The organism is Deltaproteobacteria bacterium CG11_big_fil_rev_8_21_14_0_20_42_23 (assembly GCA_002796345.1).
Lineage (GTDB): Bacteria > UBA10199 > UBA10199 > 2-02-FULL-44-16 > 2-02-FULL-44-16 > 1-14-0-20-42-23.
Window position 1 is genome coordinate 1 of the sequence record PCXC01000080.1, and the last position, 15,858, is coordinate 15,858.

The window sequence follows — 15,858 nt, forward strand, 5'->3', positions numbered from 1 at the left end:
TGAACTTAAAAGTGGAAAAGCTATTGTTCGCAATTTGCGCACGAAAGAACAAAATGAAGTGAGGTTTGAAGATTTGTTACGCCATTTTGTAAAAGTGGATTGAGAGAATGTTATTGCGTCGGTTTGTAGGAAATTGTGTTTTGTCATCCTCGCGAAGGCGGAGGGATTCATTGTTATCACGAGGAACGTAGTGACGTGGTGATCTCGATTTTGCAATTGCCAGAGGAGATTGCCACACTCGCTACGCTCCTTCGCAATGACACAGAATTGCAAGAATTTTTGGATCCCTCCGCCTTTGGCGGAAGGATGACAAGTTAAAAAATGACAGAAAATAATTGAAGGAAAAAATATGAAACGAACTCACACTTGTGGTGAACTGAAAAAAACTGATGCGGGAAAAAAAGTCTTACTTCAAGGATGGGTTCATTCTCGTCGCGATTTGGGCGGTTTGGTTTTTATCGGCCTCAGAGATCGTTATGGTATCACGCAAGTAGTGATCAACCCTGAATCAGCGGGTGATGAGACAAAAAAGATTGCAGCTAAACTTGGCTATGAAGATGTGATTCAAGTTGAAGGAAAAGTGGAAGCAAGACCGGCCGATCAAGCGAATAAAAAAATGCAAACAGGTGAAATTGAAATAAGCGTTGAAACAGTTGAAGTATTAAGTCATGCGCAAACACCACCTTTTTTAATTGAAGATGACACCAATGCAAACGAAGAACTTCGATTGCAATATCGTTATTTAGATTTGCGCCGTCCATGCTTGCAGCAAAAATTGCTGACACGCCACAAGGCTGCGCAAATTATTCGCAACGTTTTATCGGCTGAGCAGTTTATTGAAGTGGAAACGCCGGTGCTCACAAAGTCAACACCAGAAGGGGCTAGAGACTACTTGGTTCCTTCACGCATTCACAAACATCAGTTTTACGCGCTTCCTCAATCGCCACAGTTGTTTAAACAACTTTTGATGGTTGCAGGTTACGATCGTTATTTTCAAATTGTAAAATGTTTTCGCGATGAAGATTTGCGTGCTGATCGTCAGCCAGAATTTACACAAATTGACTTAGAAATGTCATTTGTAGAACAAGAAGATATTTTAAACACCGTTGAAAAAGTCTTGGCGAAAGTATTTGAAGAAATAAGAGGTGTAAAAGTTTCACTTCCTTTCGACCGCATTAGCTATGCAGAGTCGATGGAAAAATATGGAGTCGACCGACCGGATAGGCGCATCCCCTTTGTCTTGCAGGATGCATCACATCTTTTCAAAGATGCAGATTTCAAAGCTTTTGCAAGTGTGATTGCAAATGGTGGCTTGGTGAAAGGCATGAAAGTAAGTGGAAAAAATTTCTCGCGCAAAGATATCGATCAACTTGAAGCTTTTGTAAAACCATATGGCGCAAAAGGTTTGGCATGGATGAAGTGTGAAGATGGTGAACTGAAATCGCCAATTGCTAAATTTTTATCAGCTGAATTATTGAATGAACTGAAAACATTTTTCAAGCTTAACGATGGTGATACGTGTTTCTTTGTTGCCGATAGTTTCAAAGTAGTGAATGCAGCGCTTGGAAACTTGCGTGTACATCTTGCTCAAGAAATGAAGGTGTTAGATGCCGAGCACTTTGATTTTTGTTGGGTAGTCGATTTCCCTCTTGTGGAATGGGATGAAGACAGCAAACGCTATATGGCATTGCATCATCCGTTCACCTCACCCCATCCTGATGATGTGCATTTGCTGAAAAACAAAGCTCATGAAGCCAGATCGCTTGCATATGATATTGTGCTGAATGGCTATGAAATTGGTGGTGGATCAATTCGTATTCACAATACCGAAGTGCAATCGCAAATCTTTGCTTTGCTGGGCATTGGCAGTGAAGAAGCAAAAGTAAAGTTTGGCTTCTTGCTAGAAGCCTTGAAATTAGGAGCTCCGCCGCATGGTGGCTTGGCGCTTGGCTTCGACAGGTTGGTGATGTTGCTGTGTGGCACCGATCAAATCCGCGATGTGATTGCGTTTCCCAAAACCACAAGCGCATCAGATCTCATGTGCCAGGCTCCCTCACCAGTAGACAAAACGCAGTTAGGTGAACTTGGCTTGAGTTTGAAGTAAAATGAGGAGGGTACGTTTTCCTAGTATTTAACTGCTTAATATCATTACTCAATTAGGTACCCCCTCGCAGAGCCTTCCTTGTTTTCGCTTCAAATGTGGTTTACGGGCAATCCAAGTTATATTCTTTCAACAACCTTTTTCGATTTCTGCCGATAATAAAGTGTTATGGCTATTACCGTTACAAGATCTCCATTACCTGTTTTTGCTCCTGTGTCTTATCTCCATTCTCCACTAGAGATGAGAGTCCAAGCAGGTGTGCGCTCTCCCATTGTTCGGGGTGGAAGGGCGCTTCAAGCTTATCGAGCGAAATTCGCAGCCTCATCTATCCCTTCGACTGATGCAAAAGTTCGTGGTGTTATTGCTCGCTATGAAGAACATGTGGGCATGGTTGGACAAAAAGTTATTGATGTCCTTTCAGATTCCGCTCGGGATAGAGGTTTGCTTGTTTCTCCTTTTGGACTTCATCACATTGCAACATGTGTGTTGAAAATACTGTCACAATCAACAGATCCCAACCTTCCCAAAGATATTTTGTTGGTTACTCCAGGAAAAGAAAATCGATTTCAGTGGAAAGAAACTCTGAAGCAAATGTCGTTTATATGTGATGAGGATAATTTGTGGCAAAATGGAAATGTGAACATACGACATGTTCCAGTGAGGGTTTTAAAGCGCATGTCTGAAGAAGACCTGATCGAATTGTTGGCGCAATATAAATTGCTCCTTATGGATTATGATCACCATACGAATCCTGATGGCATCAATGATGCGAATGATGAATTATTGAGACGCGTTCTTGTTAAAGGCGGCTGGATAAACAATGAATACCAAGTAAGACCCCAGTCAGATGGTAGATTTTTTCTTGGTATGTCAAAGCGTGTGAGTGAAGGTGCTGGAAAAATTTACAGAAATGGAAAGGATTTGATTCATGTAGAATCGTTTTCTACTTTGTTTGAAGCGGGAAAACTTCATGTGCCTCAGGTGAGAGAGCTTGTTCTTTCAGCTTCAGGAATAATGCAGAAATGGTCAGAACTTGCATTTCAAGATCGCTCTGCTTCCATGCTTTCCCTTCTTGAAATTGCCAAACAACGCTTAACCCGAACTCCGCGAACAATTATTTATGTAGAGACAAGAGAAGAAGCAAAAAGTTTAGAAAAACTCCTTGGAAGCCATGATGCTTTTAAAAATGAAGTGAGTGTTTTTCTTAGATCTGGTTCAGTGAAAGGCTATGACCTCTTTAAGAAAGGTGCAAAAAACATTCTTGTCCTTTGTAGAGATGACACTGAAGGTGTTGATGAGTTTTTAGAGAAGCCTGCAGAGCTTGTTTTTTTTGCAGATGTTTCAACCGTGAACGAAGCGAAAAAAGCTACACAAATGGTGGCACATCATTTGAGTCCTCAATCTCGTGTGTTTTTGGTTGATCTTGTGGGTATGTTTTCGACTCATGTTGAGTTAAAAGTTTTTCATGCGATGACATACACTTTTTCTGCAGATGATACATTTGCAGAGATGAATACTGATCTTCTCTCAAGGCATCGAAGAGAACTTCATTCCCGTTCTCGAGTATTTGGCGATAGTGATTTTAATTATTATGGAGTTGGTGTTGCGGCACAACTGAAAGATTTTTTTGCAACAACACCTGTTTCAACTCAGAAGCTTGCGCTTCTTCTCAATAGAGATGAAACAGATATCACGCAGCTTTTGCTAGGGCGATATCTTCCGGGAAACACTGATTTCATTGATGCACTTAGTGATGATATTGAATCAAGGAAAGCTCTGCTTCTAAAATATGCATGGGCGCAGGATCAGCGGGCGCAGTTTTCACGTTTACATCCCCTTCCAAATGCTCTTTCTTCTGGAGAACTCGAAATTTTAGAGCGTACTCGTCTTGGATTTTTTTATTATTTCAAAGGAGATTTCACTGCACTAGAAGAAATGACTCCAGATGAATTGAAAGAATACCTTATCTCTGGAAAAAGAATTACTGTTCAAAGCGCCGTGGGACAGAGATTTAATCTTGGTTTGGCGAAATTGCTTGCGGAAGATACAGAAAAGGGCATGCAAATTTTAAGCGAGAAGATCGAGGATCCAAGTATAAAATTTTGGAGCCCAGAAACGCCAGAAGATTTTTATAAGCTCAGTAGTGAACATTTGGATACATGGTTTTATTCTGTTTATTCTTTCGAGCAAGCTGGCGATCTGGTTGAGCCGAAGTCATTTATGGTTACCTATGAAAAAAAAGGAAATCGTATCTCTGCTCTAAAGATCTCGTCTCCCAGTGATGATATTCCCGTTTCGAGAGGGAGAACAAAGTTATTTATAACTAAACATTCAGATGGCAAATACAGTCTTGATTTTTCAATAGGTACTGGAAATCAAGATTTTGTAAGTGCATGGAAATCAGTTTCTTCTGATGATCAGTCTCTTTTGTTGGCAATGAGGGATGAACCTTCCGAGCACATTCTTCCTGAAGCTGAAGTGTTAAAGCCAACAATGGAACAACTCAGCAACTGGTACGATACTGTTTATCCACCTCACAATCCGATGTTAAGAGAATGCGTAATGGTTGTAGAGATAGCAGCAATGCCAAGGGGTAATAAACTCAAAGTGCGCTTTGTTGCTGATGGAAGTCCTTTAAGACGAAGGAGTGGAAGGTTTTTTAAAGTTTTTCGCAGAGCCGATGGAAGTTTTGAAGGAGTAAAATAAAAGAACTTTTCATTTTTCCTAATCCAAATCACTCTTCTCTTGAGCATCACCAGATTCAATTTCGGACAGAGGAACGAAAGGGGTTTCTGGTTTTTTTGCTTCGTCATCCCATGTAATTACGCTAGACCACTCCGAGCGTTTTTTGAGAGATGAACAGGAAATGTTGGTGAGACCTTGGCCTCCGTAGGATGCAAAACACATCTCAGCTTGCGCATCTACAAGATAAACAAGTGCCAAACCGGTGCCTTTCACGTCGTACTCTTCACGCCAAAAACGATCTTTACTTTGTTTCACTTTTGCAAACGAATGTGCTGAAGCAAAAAGAAGAAAGAGAAATAAACTGAAGAATAATATTTTTTTCATCCCAACCCCCAAGTTATTTTAATCCATTGTGTATTCAATGCTTACATCTTCAACGCTTTCTTCTGGCCTGTCGTTGAGCGCTTGAATAATATCTTCTTCAATAATATCGTAAGCTGCTTCCGAAAGTTTTCCGTTTTGCTCAATGCTCTGTAACAAGCTTGAGCCTTGCTTTCCCGCCAGGTTAATTTTTTCGCGCACTTCAACGGCATGCTTCCAACCCGCTGCAGTTTCTGGTTTGTGCGTTCTGCCTTTGTCCACCAAGTGCACATTCAAGTCGCGCAAAATGATGGTGTCTTTCATGTGATGTTTCACTTGCACTTCACTTGGCTTTGCCGAAATGCGATCGGGCGAAACAAACAGATGGTGAATCTGCCCATTAATTTCCAAGTTATGCTTATTCGCAGCCTCTTTCGAAGGCGCAATAATCACTTGGTAATTTCCATAATTCGCGCGGATATTCAGAATGTGAACTTCGTTCTCCTTAATATCCTTTAATGGACTCACTACTTCTCTTAGTTTTTGAAACAACTTCTCTGGCTTCGATTTATCTTTTTTCATGGTGTCTCCCTCTCTAAGCTTTCTTGAGCTTAATAAGAGCAACTGGCATGCCAAAAAAAGCTCGAAGCAGTTTGCTTGTCCAATGTCTTGAATTATATGGCTTTTTGTTCAGAGCTTGCTGGTTTTTTGGCAGTGATGATTACGAAAACGCAGTCAAAACGAGGGGAGGCTGTCAAAATGTATGCTCTCAAAAAGAGAGAAGAGACGGAAATGACAGTTCTTTTTCTGAAGACAGGAGTTCGTGGGTTTCGAAGGAGCAAAGCTGCGTTTGTTCCGTTGGACTGAACAGATAGTGTTCGCCAAGAGGAAATGCTCTAGAGCTGCGGCCATCGGAGAGAAAACTAAAGCCGCCGTAAAGTTCACGTGAAACCGTTTCGAGGCTGCGAATTACTTCGGCTTGCACTAAGTTGTATGACGCTGTGTTGCATAAGCTGGAAAGCATATCCACGATTGGCTTTGTGCTATAGAGTTGATGAGAAGCTGGCGCGGCAAAAGCCACGTGGTCTAAAATGAGTCCGGTACTTTTTGCATCAGTTTTAAGGGTTTGTGAAATCTGCGTCTGAACTGAGTTTGTGAGGGGTAAGGTTTTGTGTTGCACCAATGTTGGAAGTTTTGCTCCGTACGTTCGAAAAGTTTTTTCGTAACGACTCAGTTTTTCAATAATGGATTGAAGGCGTAGCGAGAGAATGGGCGTGTAATTTTTTTCTCTCTCGTCATTATGTTTTATTTCATTGAAGGTATGCAGCATGTTTTGCAATTGCGTGACGCGTTCGATAGAAAGTTTTTCGTCAAAGCTGGTTCCATTCCAACCCTGAGAACTGAAAACACATTCTTCTTCGAGGTGATCATAAAGAAAGACGCCATCAAAAAGTGCGCACCAGACATCTGGGAAACGCTGTGTTTTGTAGGGTGTAACCGAACAAGCCTTTGCTTCTAGCAAGGTGTGGTAGTTGATGCAGCCGATAAGCCCGCCGGAAAAAGGAAGATAAGCATCTTTGTGAAAATTTCCCGCAAGGCATTCCAGATGATCGATGGCATCGAAAGGCGCCATGATGCACGTGTGATCATTTTCAGTAACAAGCCCAGATTCAACGGTAGTAATGTTTTGCGGGAAGTAGGCAAAAATTGAATAACGAGCTTTATCGTGAAATGAAATATTGGACGAAAAGAAAAAACATTGCGTTTGCAGCAAAGCTGGAAGAAGTTTTTGAAAATCATGTGCTGGGAGATGCTGTCGTTTCACGGTTGTTAGCTTCACCATAAGCTTTACGAAGAGTCAATTGTTCTTTCTCCTTGCAAGCTCATTTTAACTTGTTAAGTCTTTTCGCATGTCAAATATTTCACTTCAAAATGTGAATGTTTTTTATCCGAGTCCAGCAGTAAAAACTCGGCCCCTTGGGGCCGAAAAACCGTTAGCAGATTTCCCTGGATTAAACTCGGGAGTTTGCTCCCGAGTTTTTGATGGTGAAACCCAGGTCTTAAAAAATGTTCACCTTGAATTTAAAAATCATAATACAACTGCAGTTGTTGGCCCAAGTGGAAGTGGAAAATCAACTCTTCTCCAGCTTATTAATGGATTGGTAAAACCAAACTCGGGTTTGGTGACTGTTTTTGGGAAGGCCATCAATTACAATCAGCTGCCTGCTTTGCGAAAGCAGATTGGATATGCGGTGCAAGGCACGTGGTTGTTTCCGCATATGACGATAAGGGAAAATATTACGCTTCTTGCCAAGCTTGAACAGTGGAGTGCCGAAAAAATTGAAAAGCGTTTGAATGAGTTAGTAGATCTCGTTGAATTGTGGCCACATCTTTTAGACCGTTACCCATATCAGCTTAGTGGCGGCCAACAGCAGCGGGTTGGTCTTTGCCGAGCGATGATGTTAAATCCGGAAATTTTACTCTTGGATGAAACGTTTGGTGCGCTTGATCCCATTACCAAACACGAAATTCACGAAGAGTTTTTGCGCGTGCAACGAGTGACAGATAGAACTGTTTTGTTGGTTACTCACGATGTGCAAGAAGCTATGAAACTTGCAAAACGACTTATTGTTTTACACGAAGGCAAAATACTTCAACATGATGATGTTGAAGTGGTGTTGAAGAAACCTGCAAATGCTTTTGTAGAGCAGCTTTTAAGCTCACAGCTTGAAAGAGTTTCCTTATGAAAAAATATTTTATAATTTTTTTCAGCCTTTTTCTTTTAACTTCATTTTCTCTTCGTGCAGAAAAAACCATTTCAATCGGCGCAAAAAACTTTACCGAAAATCGGCTCATTGCCGAGATGATGGCCACATTACTTGAAGATGCTGGCTATGCGGTTGAAAGAACATTTGGACTCGAAGGAACTTTGATTGCCTATACAGCTCTCACCAATGGTGAAATTGATGTGTATCCTGAATATTCTGGAACTATTGAGCAGACAATTCTTAAACTGTCTTCTTCGCCTTCATATACAGAACTTCAAGAACGCTTGAAAAAGCAGCACAAGCTTTTGCTTCTTGATCCACTTGGCTTTAACAACACCTATGCCATGGCAGTAAGAAGTGAAACGGCGGAAAAGTTTCACTTGAAAAGCATAAGTGATCTACGTGGAAAAAATCATTTACGTTTTGGTTTCAGCAGCGAATTTTTGAAACGTGAAGATGGTTGGCTAGGCCTTTCGAAAAAATACCAGCTTATTGCAAAGCCAAGAGGAATGCAGCATGGCCTTGCGTATGAAGCGATTTCAAGTGGAAAAATTGACATCACCGATGCTTATTCCACCGATAGTAAAATTGTGCGTTTTGATTTGCGTTTGCTTGAAGATGATGAACGTTTTTTCCCACACTACTTTGCTGCAGCCCTTGTGAGAAGCGAACTTCCTGTTCGAGCCATTTCAGCGCTGAAAAAACTTTCTGGTCGCATTGACGATAAACAGATGCAAGCTTTGAATGCTGAAGTAGAACTGGAGAAAAAAAGTTTTGAAGAAGTTGCCTCTTCTTTTCTTGAACGCGAAGGACTTATCGAAAAGAAATTTTCGCATGCTGAAGAAAATTGGTGGCTTACCTTGGCCGCCAGAACGCTGCAACACTTGAAGCTTTCGTTTGTAGCTTTGTTTTTTGCATTATTGGTTTCGTTGCCACTTGGTGTGTTTGTTTTTCGCTTCAAAAAAATGGCGCGCCCCATTTTGTATGCGAGTGGAGTGGCGCAAACTATTCCATCCATTGCTTTGCTGGCAATGATGATTCCCCTTTTTGGCATTGGTCAAACGCCAGCCATTATTGCACTCTTTATTTATTCTCTTTTGCCGATTTTGCGAAACACCGCAATAGCCCTGTTTTCAATTGATCCCCGTCTGCGTAAAGTTTCCATTGGTATGGGTTTAACCGCGTGGCAGCGCTTGCGCTATGTTGAATTGCCTATTGCGATGCCCACTATTTTGGCGGGCATTAAAACTGCAGCGGTAATTAATATTGGCACTGCAACGCTTGCCGCTTTCATTGGAGCAGGTGGTTTGGGTGAACCTATTGTAACGGGCTTAGCGCTCAACGACAGCAAACTCATATTGGAAGGCGCAATCCCGGCGGCGATATTAGCCATTCTCACAGAACTTTCGTTTGAACTTTTAGAAAAAAAACTCGTTCCAAAGCATTTGCTGCAAAAGCAAAGTGTGTGATTTTTAACTTGAGTTTTTATTATCCGCCTGAAAAGATGCGCCACATCTCAATTTGCCGAAGATGACTCAAAAAGGAAAAACTTATGACTACTTTTCTTTCACCCACACTTCTTCAGCCGCCAATAGCTAGCCCGTTTGGACCAATTACTTTTTATGATGGTATTCCACTTGGTTTGCAAACCGGTTCAGCTAAAAACCTAGTGCGTTGTTTACAAGGTCCAAGTTTTTTTTACGTTCCTGCTAGAACTCCAACAAATAATCTTAGAGTTGTAGCAACTTTCCTTCGTGGCACTGAACAAGCTGGTGCTTATGCCATGGCGAAATTGTTTTCTGGTCATATGGCAAGTAGAAGTGCAGCGTCTCTTTGGGCAAACATGCTTTACTTTATTGGGAATCCATTAGCGGCAAAATTAGGCCCTATGTTTTCGCAATCTCATCTTCCTTTAGAAGGTGTGGACGAAGGGTTGTGGGATATGAACAATGTGTGGGGCGATGATGTTCCTGCAGCCGTTGCTATGCTTCGTTCTGCGCTGCTTGCCTTTATTGCTCAAAGAAATCTAGAGCTTCAGGCTTTAGTGGAAGTGCAAACTGGAAAAAATGAAACCGGTGCTCCTTATGCTGTTGTGGGAAATGATAATTCTCCAGGTGCTCGCTTAGCCAAGTGTTTAGACCTAGAGCGCATTCACACTCATCGTCAAAGTTTAAGTGCGGGCATCGAAGCTGCATTTGGTGTGCCTTGTTTTGCCATTCATTGTGGAGAGAGACCTGCCGATGCGAGAGAGGGTGATCTTGTAGACAGACAAGCTTGGACAGTGATGGATTTTATAAGAAGTGAACTATTGCTTTATGCAGGTGTTCATTTTCTTTCACTTCCTGATCTTGCTGTGGCTGCAGGCTAAGCCATGGGGCATTTTCGGCATTTTGAGCCGGAGCCTTTTTTCTTAGGCCCGCGGAAATGCCGATAGAGCCAGTAGCTGCTGGCGGCGACGATAATGTAAACGATGATGTCTTGCATGGTTTTTTTCTCCAAAGGTGAGGGTGAAGTTTTTGAATTGGCTTTCTCCCTCCCCTTAGTCCCCTCCCGCTAGGAGGGGAAAAATCAGCCTCGGATTTTTTAACACCCCAACAACGTTCCTACTTGATAAATGGCAAGTGCTGCCACGTAAGCTAATGCGGTCATGTAGCTGAACATAAAAATGGGCCAGCGCCAGGAATTGGTTTCGCGTTTTACGATGGCAACGGTTGACATGCACTGACAGGCGAAAAGAAAAAAGACCAACAAGCCTAAACCCACCAGTGGAGTGAAGACGGGTTTCCCATTTTCGCGTTTTTGATTTTTTACGGCTTCAAGTAATGACGGTGAAGTTTCATCAACATCATCACCAACGCGATAGACAATAGCCATGGTGCTCACAAAAATTTCACGAGCTGCAAACGAAGCAATAAGCCCAATGCCAATTTTCCAGTCGAAGCCAAGTGGTTTTAAGGCAGGTTCAATTGCTTTTCCAAGTCTTCCCGCAAAGCTATATTCAATAGGGCTTTGCTCGGTTTCAGTTTGCATTGAAATATTTTTCACTTCTGTGTTTTCACCAGCAGAGATGGTGTTTGGTTTTGGATAGCTGGTGACAAACCAAAGAATAATGGAGAAGGCAAAAATAACCGTTCCGGCATTCGTTAAAAAAACTTTTGCACGCTCCCAAGTTCGTCTTAAAACACTTGTCATTTTTGGCATGCGATACGGTGGCATTTCCATCAAGAACGGAAGCGAAATGGTTTTGAGCATAGTTTTTTTCAACACGAAGGCAACAATGATGGCAGCGATCACGCCTAAAATATAGAGCCCCCACAAAATCAAACCTTGTAAATTGAAAACGCCCAAGTAGGTAATGCTGGGAATGCAAGCTGCAATTAAAAGTGCATAGACGGGAAGTCTAGCGCTGCAGCTCATCAGCGGGGCGATCATCATGGTGGCAATGCGATCGCGTTTGTTTTCGATGGTGCGTGTTGCCATCACGCCAGGAATAGCGCAGGCGAAAGAACTTAAAAGAGGAATGAAGGCTTTTCCATGCAGGCCCAGTTTAAACATAATGCGATCCATCACGAAAGCTGCTCTGGCCATGTATCCGCTGTCTTCCATCAGAGTTAAAAAGAAAAAGAGAAAAGCAATTTGCGGAACAAAAATAACAACAGATCCAATGCCAGCAATAACACCATCTACAATTAAACTTTTAAGTGATCCATCGGGAAGTATGGCTGCTACAACGTTTCCAAGCCATCCAAAAAAACCGTCAATAAGATCCATGGGAAAACTAGACCAAGTGAAAAGGGCTTGAAAGAGAAGTGCCATCAACACAAAAAAGAAAATGGGACCAATAATTTTATGCATAATGACGCGATCGAGTTTGCTTGCAAAGCTTGGATTGCAGCATTCGTCGGTGCATTGTGAGGCGTTGAGCACATTTTCAATCCAGGTGTAACGATATTCGCTTTCGAGCGCGCGCCAATCTATTCCAGCTGCTTCAAGGTTTTGCTGAGAAGCCAATACAGCTTTACGTAATGGCTCATCTTTATATTCGCTCAGTTCACCTTCGCGCGTGAGTAAGCGCAAGGCTTCTGCGTCGGTATTGTTTTGAACATCATCCTTTTTGAGGAGTTCAGATAAAATGGAGAATTCTTTTTGCACTTCGGCAGGAAGTTTCAACTGAGGCAAAATGCTGCGCGTTTGTTTCAATCCTTGTGCTAACAAGTGTTTGATTTCTTCAACGCCTTTTTTCTTTGGAGCAACAGCGGTGACAATGGGAACGCCAAGATTATTTGAAAGTTTTTCCACATCGATGCAGATTTTTTTCTTTTCCACTTCGTCATACATGTTGAGCACAAGCAGAGTGGGAAGTTCGCAGTCAATCACTTGTGTGGTGAAAAAAAGTGAGCGCGTTAAATTGGTAGCGTCGGCAACAATGACAACACCATCGATAGGCGTATCAAGCTTTCGCCGGCCAAGTAAAATTTCGGTGGTGATTTCTTCGTCGGGGGAATTTGCGATGAGGCTGTACGTTCCGGGAAGATCGATGAGCTTTATTTTTTCACCTTGAAATTCAAAGTGACCTTCTTTTTTTTCAACGGTGACGCCAGGATAGTTTCCAACTTTTTGACGAGAACCCGAGAGGGCATTGAAAAGAGTGGTTTTCCCCGTGTTTGGATTTCCGATTAAGAGATAGGTTTTCATTTTTTAGTTTAAGCGAGAGCAAGCATAATTTGAGCAGCTTCTTCTTTGCGAAGAGCAACGCTATGCAAATTGCCAAAGCGAACTTCAATTGGGCATCCAAGAGGAGCTTTTTGAACGAGGGCGATATCTTTGTTGGTGCGCAGGCCAAGTTCTCGCAAACGTGTGAAAAATGGGCCTTTGCCGTTGATGGTTTGCACTGTTCCTGATTGCCCAGGTTTAATTTCAGAAAGTGGAATGATGGTCATGCTTTTTCCTCCGTAAAGCGTTCGCACGCTGGATAGGTTTGCATCTTTTTTAAAAATTCACTTACCACTTTATCTTTGCTGTTGATGAAATTGACAAGGCGTTCCAACTGCACACTTGTTTCAAAGCTAATGAGATGCTCCAATTTGCAGGCGTCAATTTCGGCTTGATCTGCTGACACGCCAAGTACATCGCGAAATAAAATTTGAAGCAGCTGGTCGTTTTTTTCGATGAGCTTTGCCATGCGTTTGCCTTCGTCAGAAAGCAGTAAAAACTTGTTGTGGTCTTCAAGTACAAGACCGCGTTTTTTGAGTGGCTTCAAGCTGATAGAACAGCTTCCGCGAGTAATGCCAAGCAAGCGAGCGATGTCGGTAACGCGTGCGTAGCCCTGGTCGTCGATGAGTTCGCTGATGGTCATGAGATAATGAGCCGCACTGTGGGTGAGCACATTGTCATCGAAGCTTTTCCAGGTTTCCTGCTGTGACATTGATAAGGTCTCCAAACGCACGGTGGACTTAGCGTCTTTTTGTTTGGCATGTCAAACAAAAAGTGTGGGAAGGTCAAAAACAGGCAAATTTACCAAAAGTACACAGGCGCTTTTTGGTAAGCGGCCTCATTTTTAGGCAGGTTTTGTGAGGATTTTTTTAAAACGGACCATTGTAAAGTTATAGTTTACAATGGTTCTATAGAAATAAAACGTAGTATTTACAACAAGTTAAAAGATCAAATTTCAGAACCAAAAGTGTCAGATTTATCCGAGTCCAGCAGTTAAAACTCGGCCCCTTGGGGCCGAAAAACCGTTAGCAGATTTCCCTGGATTAAACTCGGGAGCTTGCTCCCGAGTTTTTGATAAATAATATCGGTTGTTTATGACATAGGGAAACGTACCCTAAATAAAAAAACCCGCCTGAAGCTTCAAGCGGGTTTTTCATTCTCAATCTCAACCGGGCAAGTTTACACTTGTCGGCGTCGTATCAATATAAGCAGTGTCATCAAGACCATCAAGATGACGCCAAGTTTGTGATGCGGGTTTGCGCCAAGGCTTAAGGTACAGCTTCCGCCGCTGGCGATGTCTGCGTTGCTATCTTCTGATGTAGCCTCTGTCTCTGTTGATTTATCAGTACAATCTGCGCTTGATTCAGAAGAGTTCGTTGATAATCCAGGAAGGAATTGATCATAAGAAGCATCTATAGACCCTTTTGTTGAGCAGTTTCCTGTTGGAGTTGCTTTTGGAGTTTCTGTAACTTCCTCATTTTCATCTCCAGAATTTGTCGCGAGTACTTCGTTTTCATCAACAGATGAATATGTTCCTCTTAAATCAGCTGCGCTGTTTTGAATCCTAGTTGAGGCATCTGCAATAGCTTGAAGCGAATCAGTTTCTTTGGGGCTTCCGAGGATGCTTCTTGTGTCTTCTCTCACTGCAATACTTGGTGATGAAGTTGTGTTGAAAGTTGGAGGCAAAACGCCAGCTCTGTCTATTATATCGCTTTCTCTGAAATAGATTACTGGCGCACGGAAAGCAAGTGCAGATGGATTGTCCTCTAAAGAAACCCGCGCTCCATCATACTCATTATTAGAAAAGAAAATTTGTCCAACCATGGACATATATCCGTTAGCATTTTGAAGAAAATGCATTAAATCTGCTTTGTCTACATTTGCAAAACAGTTTACCATATCGCTTTCCGGTAATGGGCGACAAGAAGTGGTTGCAACTAGAGCTTCTCCTGGAATGCTATCAGGCGCATTCTGATTAATAAAAATGGCAGGTTTGACAATTTTGATAATATCATCAAGGGTTTCAAATTTTGTATTTGAACCGAAGTTTATTGCTCGAGCACGTTCAAAATTTTTAGTTTCAAGTACTCTTTCCAAAACCGTTCTCGGAATAGGAAATGTAATATATATAGTGACCAGGTTTTCAGGGGCCGAGCTCTCCCGCGCTGGTACAATTGTAATTTTATAGTCATCTGGGTTTTGCGAAATAACATGATCTGCCCTACATCCCACAATTGCCAAACAAACTACCAACAGTGTAAATATTTTCTTCATGTCAAAACTCCTTTAATTTCCCCAGTATGGTTTCAGGGATAGAAGAGCAAAAGGAGTGCCAATGAAAAACTTAGCAATTTCAATTGTTTTTGAGGTGTTGTTTAAGTTCGTTTGATGTTTTTTGACGTGAGAGTGGGGTGTTGAGGCATCGGTTTTTGATGGGGGAGTGTGACAAAAAGCGGAATTGTCAGAGGAGATCCTTCACTACGTTCAGGATGACAAAGAATTGCTTGAATTGCTGGATCCCCTGGTCAAGCCAGAGGATGACAAGAGAATAACTTACGAAACCTGAGATCTGGTGCCGCAGCCAGACTTGCAGCCGGCGCAGGCTTTGATTTGCTTGGCGACTATTTCCACTTTGATGGAGCTCGTGAAGGTGTAGCCTTCTGGGCCGTGTTCGATGGATTCGATGATGCACTTGTCTTCGCGCTTGCCAGACGCGCTGCCCAGCATCACTTCCAGTGCGTTTTGGATGGAGAAGAAATGCTTCAAGTATAAAAATTCATAGGTTTCATCTTGCGGTGGGAGCTCTTCCAAAAACACATCGGCCGGCATGGCCAGCACTTCTTCGGCGAGTTTGCCTTGCATCCAGTCTTGCAACAACGAATAGCCACCAACCGCTGCGCCGCAAGTGCGCTTGGAGAGGCGATAGCTGCTGATGCGTTCATCGGCATCAAGCTCTAGCTTCAGCAAATCGGTAATATCGTTACAAGGCATGGAGAGCTTCTTTCACAGTTAGTGTGGGAGGGCAAGGGGAAGTTTAGCGGAAGGTTTTTTGAAGAGCTCTTCGTGTTTCGGTCAACTGCTTCTTGATTTCAGGCCTATTAAGAGCCTCTGCTGTGAATTCAAGGTTTAAGAGCCTGGTGATGCTGTAGCTTGTTCTGTAGATTCCCTTTACATCGTCCCCCCTGAAAAACCCTCCATGAGCACATCGAAGTGAGTAATGAGAGTGGTTTA

At 42.4% G+C, this 15,858-nt stretch carries 13 protein-coding genes; 5 read left to right on the top strand and 8 right to left on the bottom strand.

Annotation, left to right across the window (positions count from 1 at the left end):
• Positions 1 to 349 precede the first annotated feature (349 nt).
• Complete coding sequence (locus tag COV43_09125; protein PIR24671.1) at positions 350 to 2,104, top strand: aspartate--tRNA ligase; 1,755 nt, start codon at positions 350 to 352, stop codon at positions 2,102 to 2,104.
• Positions 2,105 to 2,269: 165 nt separating this feature from the next.
• Positions 2,270 to 4,807 (top strand): hypothetical protein, encoded by a 2,538-nt coding sequence (locus COV43_09130; protein ID PIR24672.1) that lies wholly within the window; start codon positions 2,270 to 2,272, stop codon positions 4,805 to 4,807.
• 18 nt (positions 4,808 to 4,825) lie between these two features.
• Here the strand turns inward: COV43_09130 and COV43_09135 are convergent, their stop codons facing one another.
• The 3 genes from COV43_09135 to COV43_09145 all read right to left on the bottom strand — a co-directional run bounded on the left by COV43_09135 (position 4,826) and on the right by COV43_09145 (position 6,989).
• Entirely contained in the window at positions 4,826 to 5,170 is a 345-nt protein-coding gene (locus COV43_09135) for a hypothetical protein (GenBank protein PIR24673.1), read from the bottom strand.
• Between the two features lie 18 nt (positions 5,171 to 5,188).
• Positions 5,189 to 5,728, bottom strand: a complete 540-nt coding sequence (locus tag COV43_09140) for a hypothetical protein (GenBank protein ID PIR24674.1) — start codon at positions 5,726 to 5,728, stop codon at positions 5,189 to 5,191.
• Positions 5,729 to 5,915: 187 nt separating this feature from the next.
• Positions 5,916 to 6,989 carry a hypothetical protein gene (locus tag COV43_09145; GenBank protein PIR24675.1) on the bottom strand — a complete coding sequence of 358 codons (1,074 nt, stop codon included), beginning with the start codon at positions 6,987 to 6,989 and terminating at the stop codon, positions 5,916 to 5,918.
• Positions 6,990 to 7,056: 67 nt separating this feature from the next.
• Here COV43_09145 and COV43_09150 point away from each other — a divergent pair, with 67 nt between their 5' ends.
• The 3 genes from COV43_09150 to COV43_09160 all read left to right on the top strand — a co-directional run bounded on the left by COV43_09150 (position 7,057) and on the right by COV43_09160 (position 10,282).
• Positions 7,057 to 7,893 carry an ABC transporter ATP-binding protein gene (locus COV43_09150; protein ID PIR24676.1) on the top strand — a complete coding sequence of 279 codons (837 nt, stop codon included), beginning with the start codon at positions 7,057 to 7,059 and terminating at the stop codon, positions 7,891 to 7,893.
• Positions 7,890 to 9,383 (top strand): ABC transporter permease, encoded by a 1,494-nt coding sequence (locus COV43_09155; protein PIR24677.1) that lies wholly within the window; start codon positions 7,890 to 7,892, stop codon positions 9,381 to 9,383. The genes COV43_09150 and COV43_09155 overlap by 4 nt, the downstream gene beginning before the upstream one ends.
• 83 nt (positions 9,384 to 9,466) lie before the next feature.
• Complete coding sequence (locus COV43_09160; protein PIR24678.1) at positions 9,467 to 10,282, top strand: hypothetical protein; 816 nt, start codon at positions 9,467 to 9,469, stop codon at positions 10,280 to 10,282.
• Positions 10,283 to 10,497: 215 nt separating this feature from the next.
• On the opposite strand, the gene feoB is transcribed toward COV43_09160, so the two are convergent.
• The 5 genes from feoB to COV43_09185 all read right to left on the bottom strand — a co-directional run bounded on the left by feoB (position 10,498) and on the right by COV43_09185 (position 15,618).
• Entirely contained in the window at positions 10,498 to 12,609 is a 2,112-nt protein-coding gene (gene feoB / locus COV43_09165) for a ferrous iron transport protein B (GenBank protein PIR24679.1), read from the bottom strand.
• A gap of 8 nt (positions 12,610 to 12,617) precedes the next feature.
• Positions 12,618 to 12,854 carry a hypothetical protein gene (locus COV43_09170; GenBank protein ID PIR24680.1) on the bottom strand — a complete coding sequence of 79 codons (237 nt, stop codon included), beginning with the start codon at positions 12,852 to 12,854 and terminating at the stop codon, positions 12,618 to 12,620.
• On the bottom strand, positions 12,851 to 13,339 hold the full coding sequence (locus tag COV43_09175) for a hypothetical protein (protein ID PIR24681.1): 489 nt from the start codon (positions 13,337 to 13,339) through the stop codon (positions 12,851 to 12,853). Before COV43_09175 ends, COV43_09170 begins: the two co-directional genes overlap by 4 nt.
• A 467-nt stretch (positions 13,340 to 13,806) precedes the next feature.
• Entirely contained in the window at positions 13,807 to 14,901 is a 1,095-nt protein-coding gene (locus tag COV43_09180) for a hypothetical protein (GenBank protein ID PIR24682.1), read from the bottom strand.
• Between the two features lie 279 nt (positions 14,902 to 15,180).
• Positions 15,181 to 15,618, bottom strand: a complete 438-nt coding sequence (locus COV43_09185) for a hypothetical protein (protein PIR24683.1) — start codon at positions 15,616 to 15,618, stop codon at positions 15,181 to 15,183.
• Between the last annotated feature and the right edge of the window lie 240 nt (positions 15,619 to 15,858).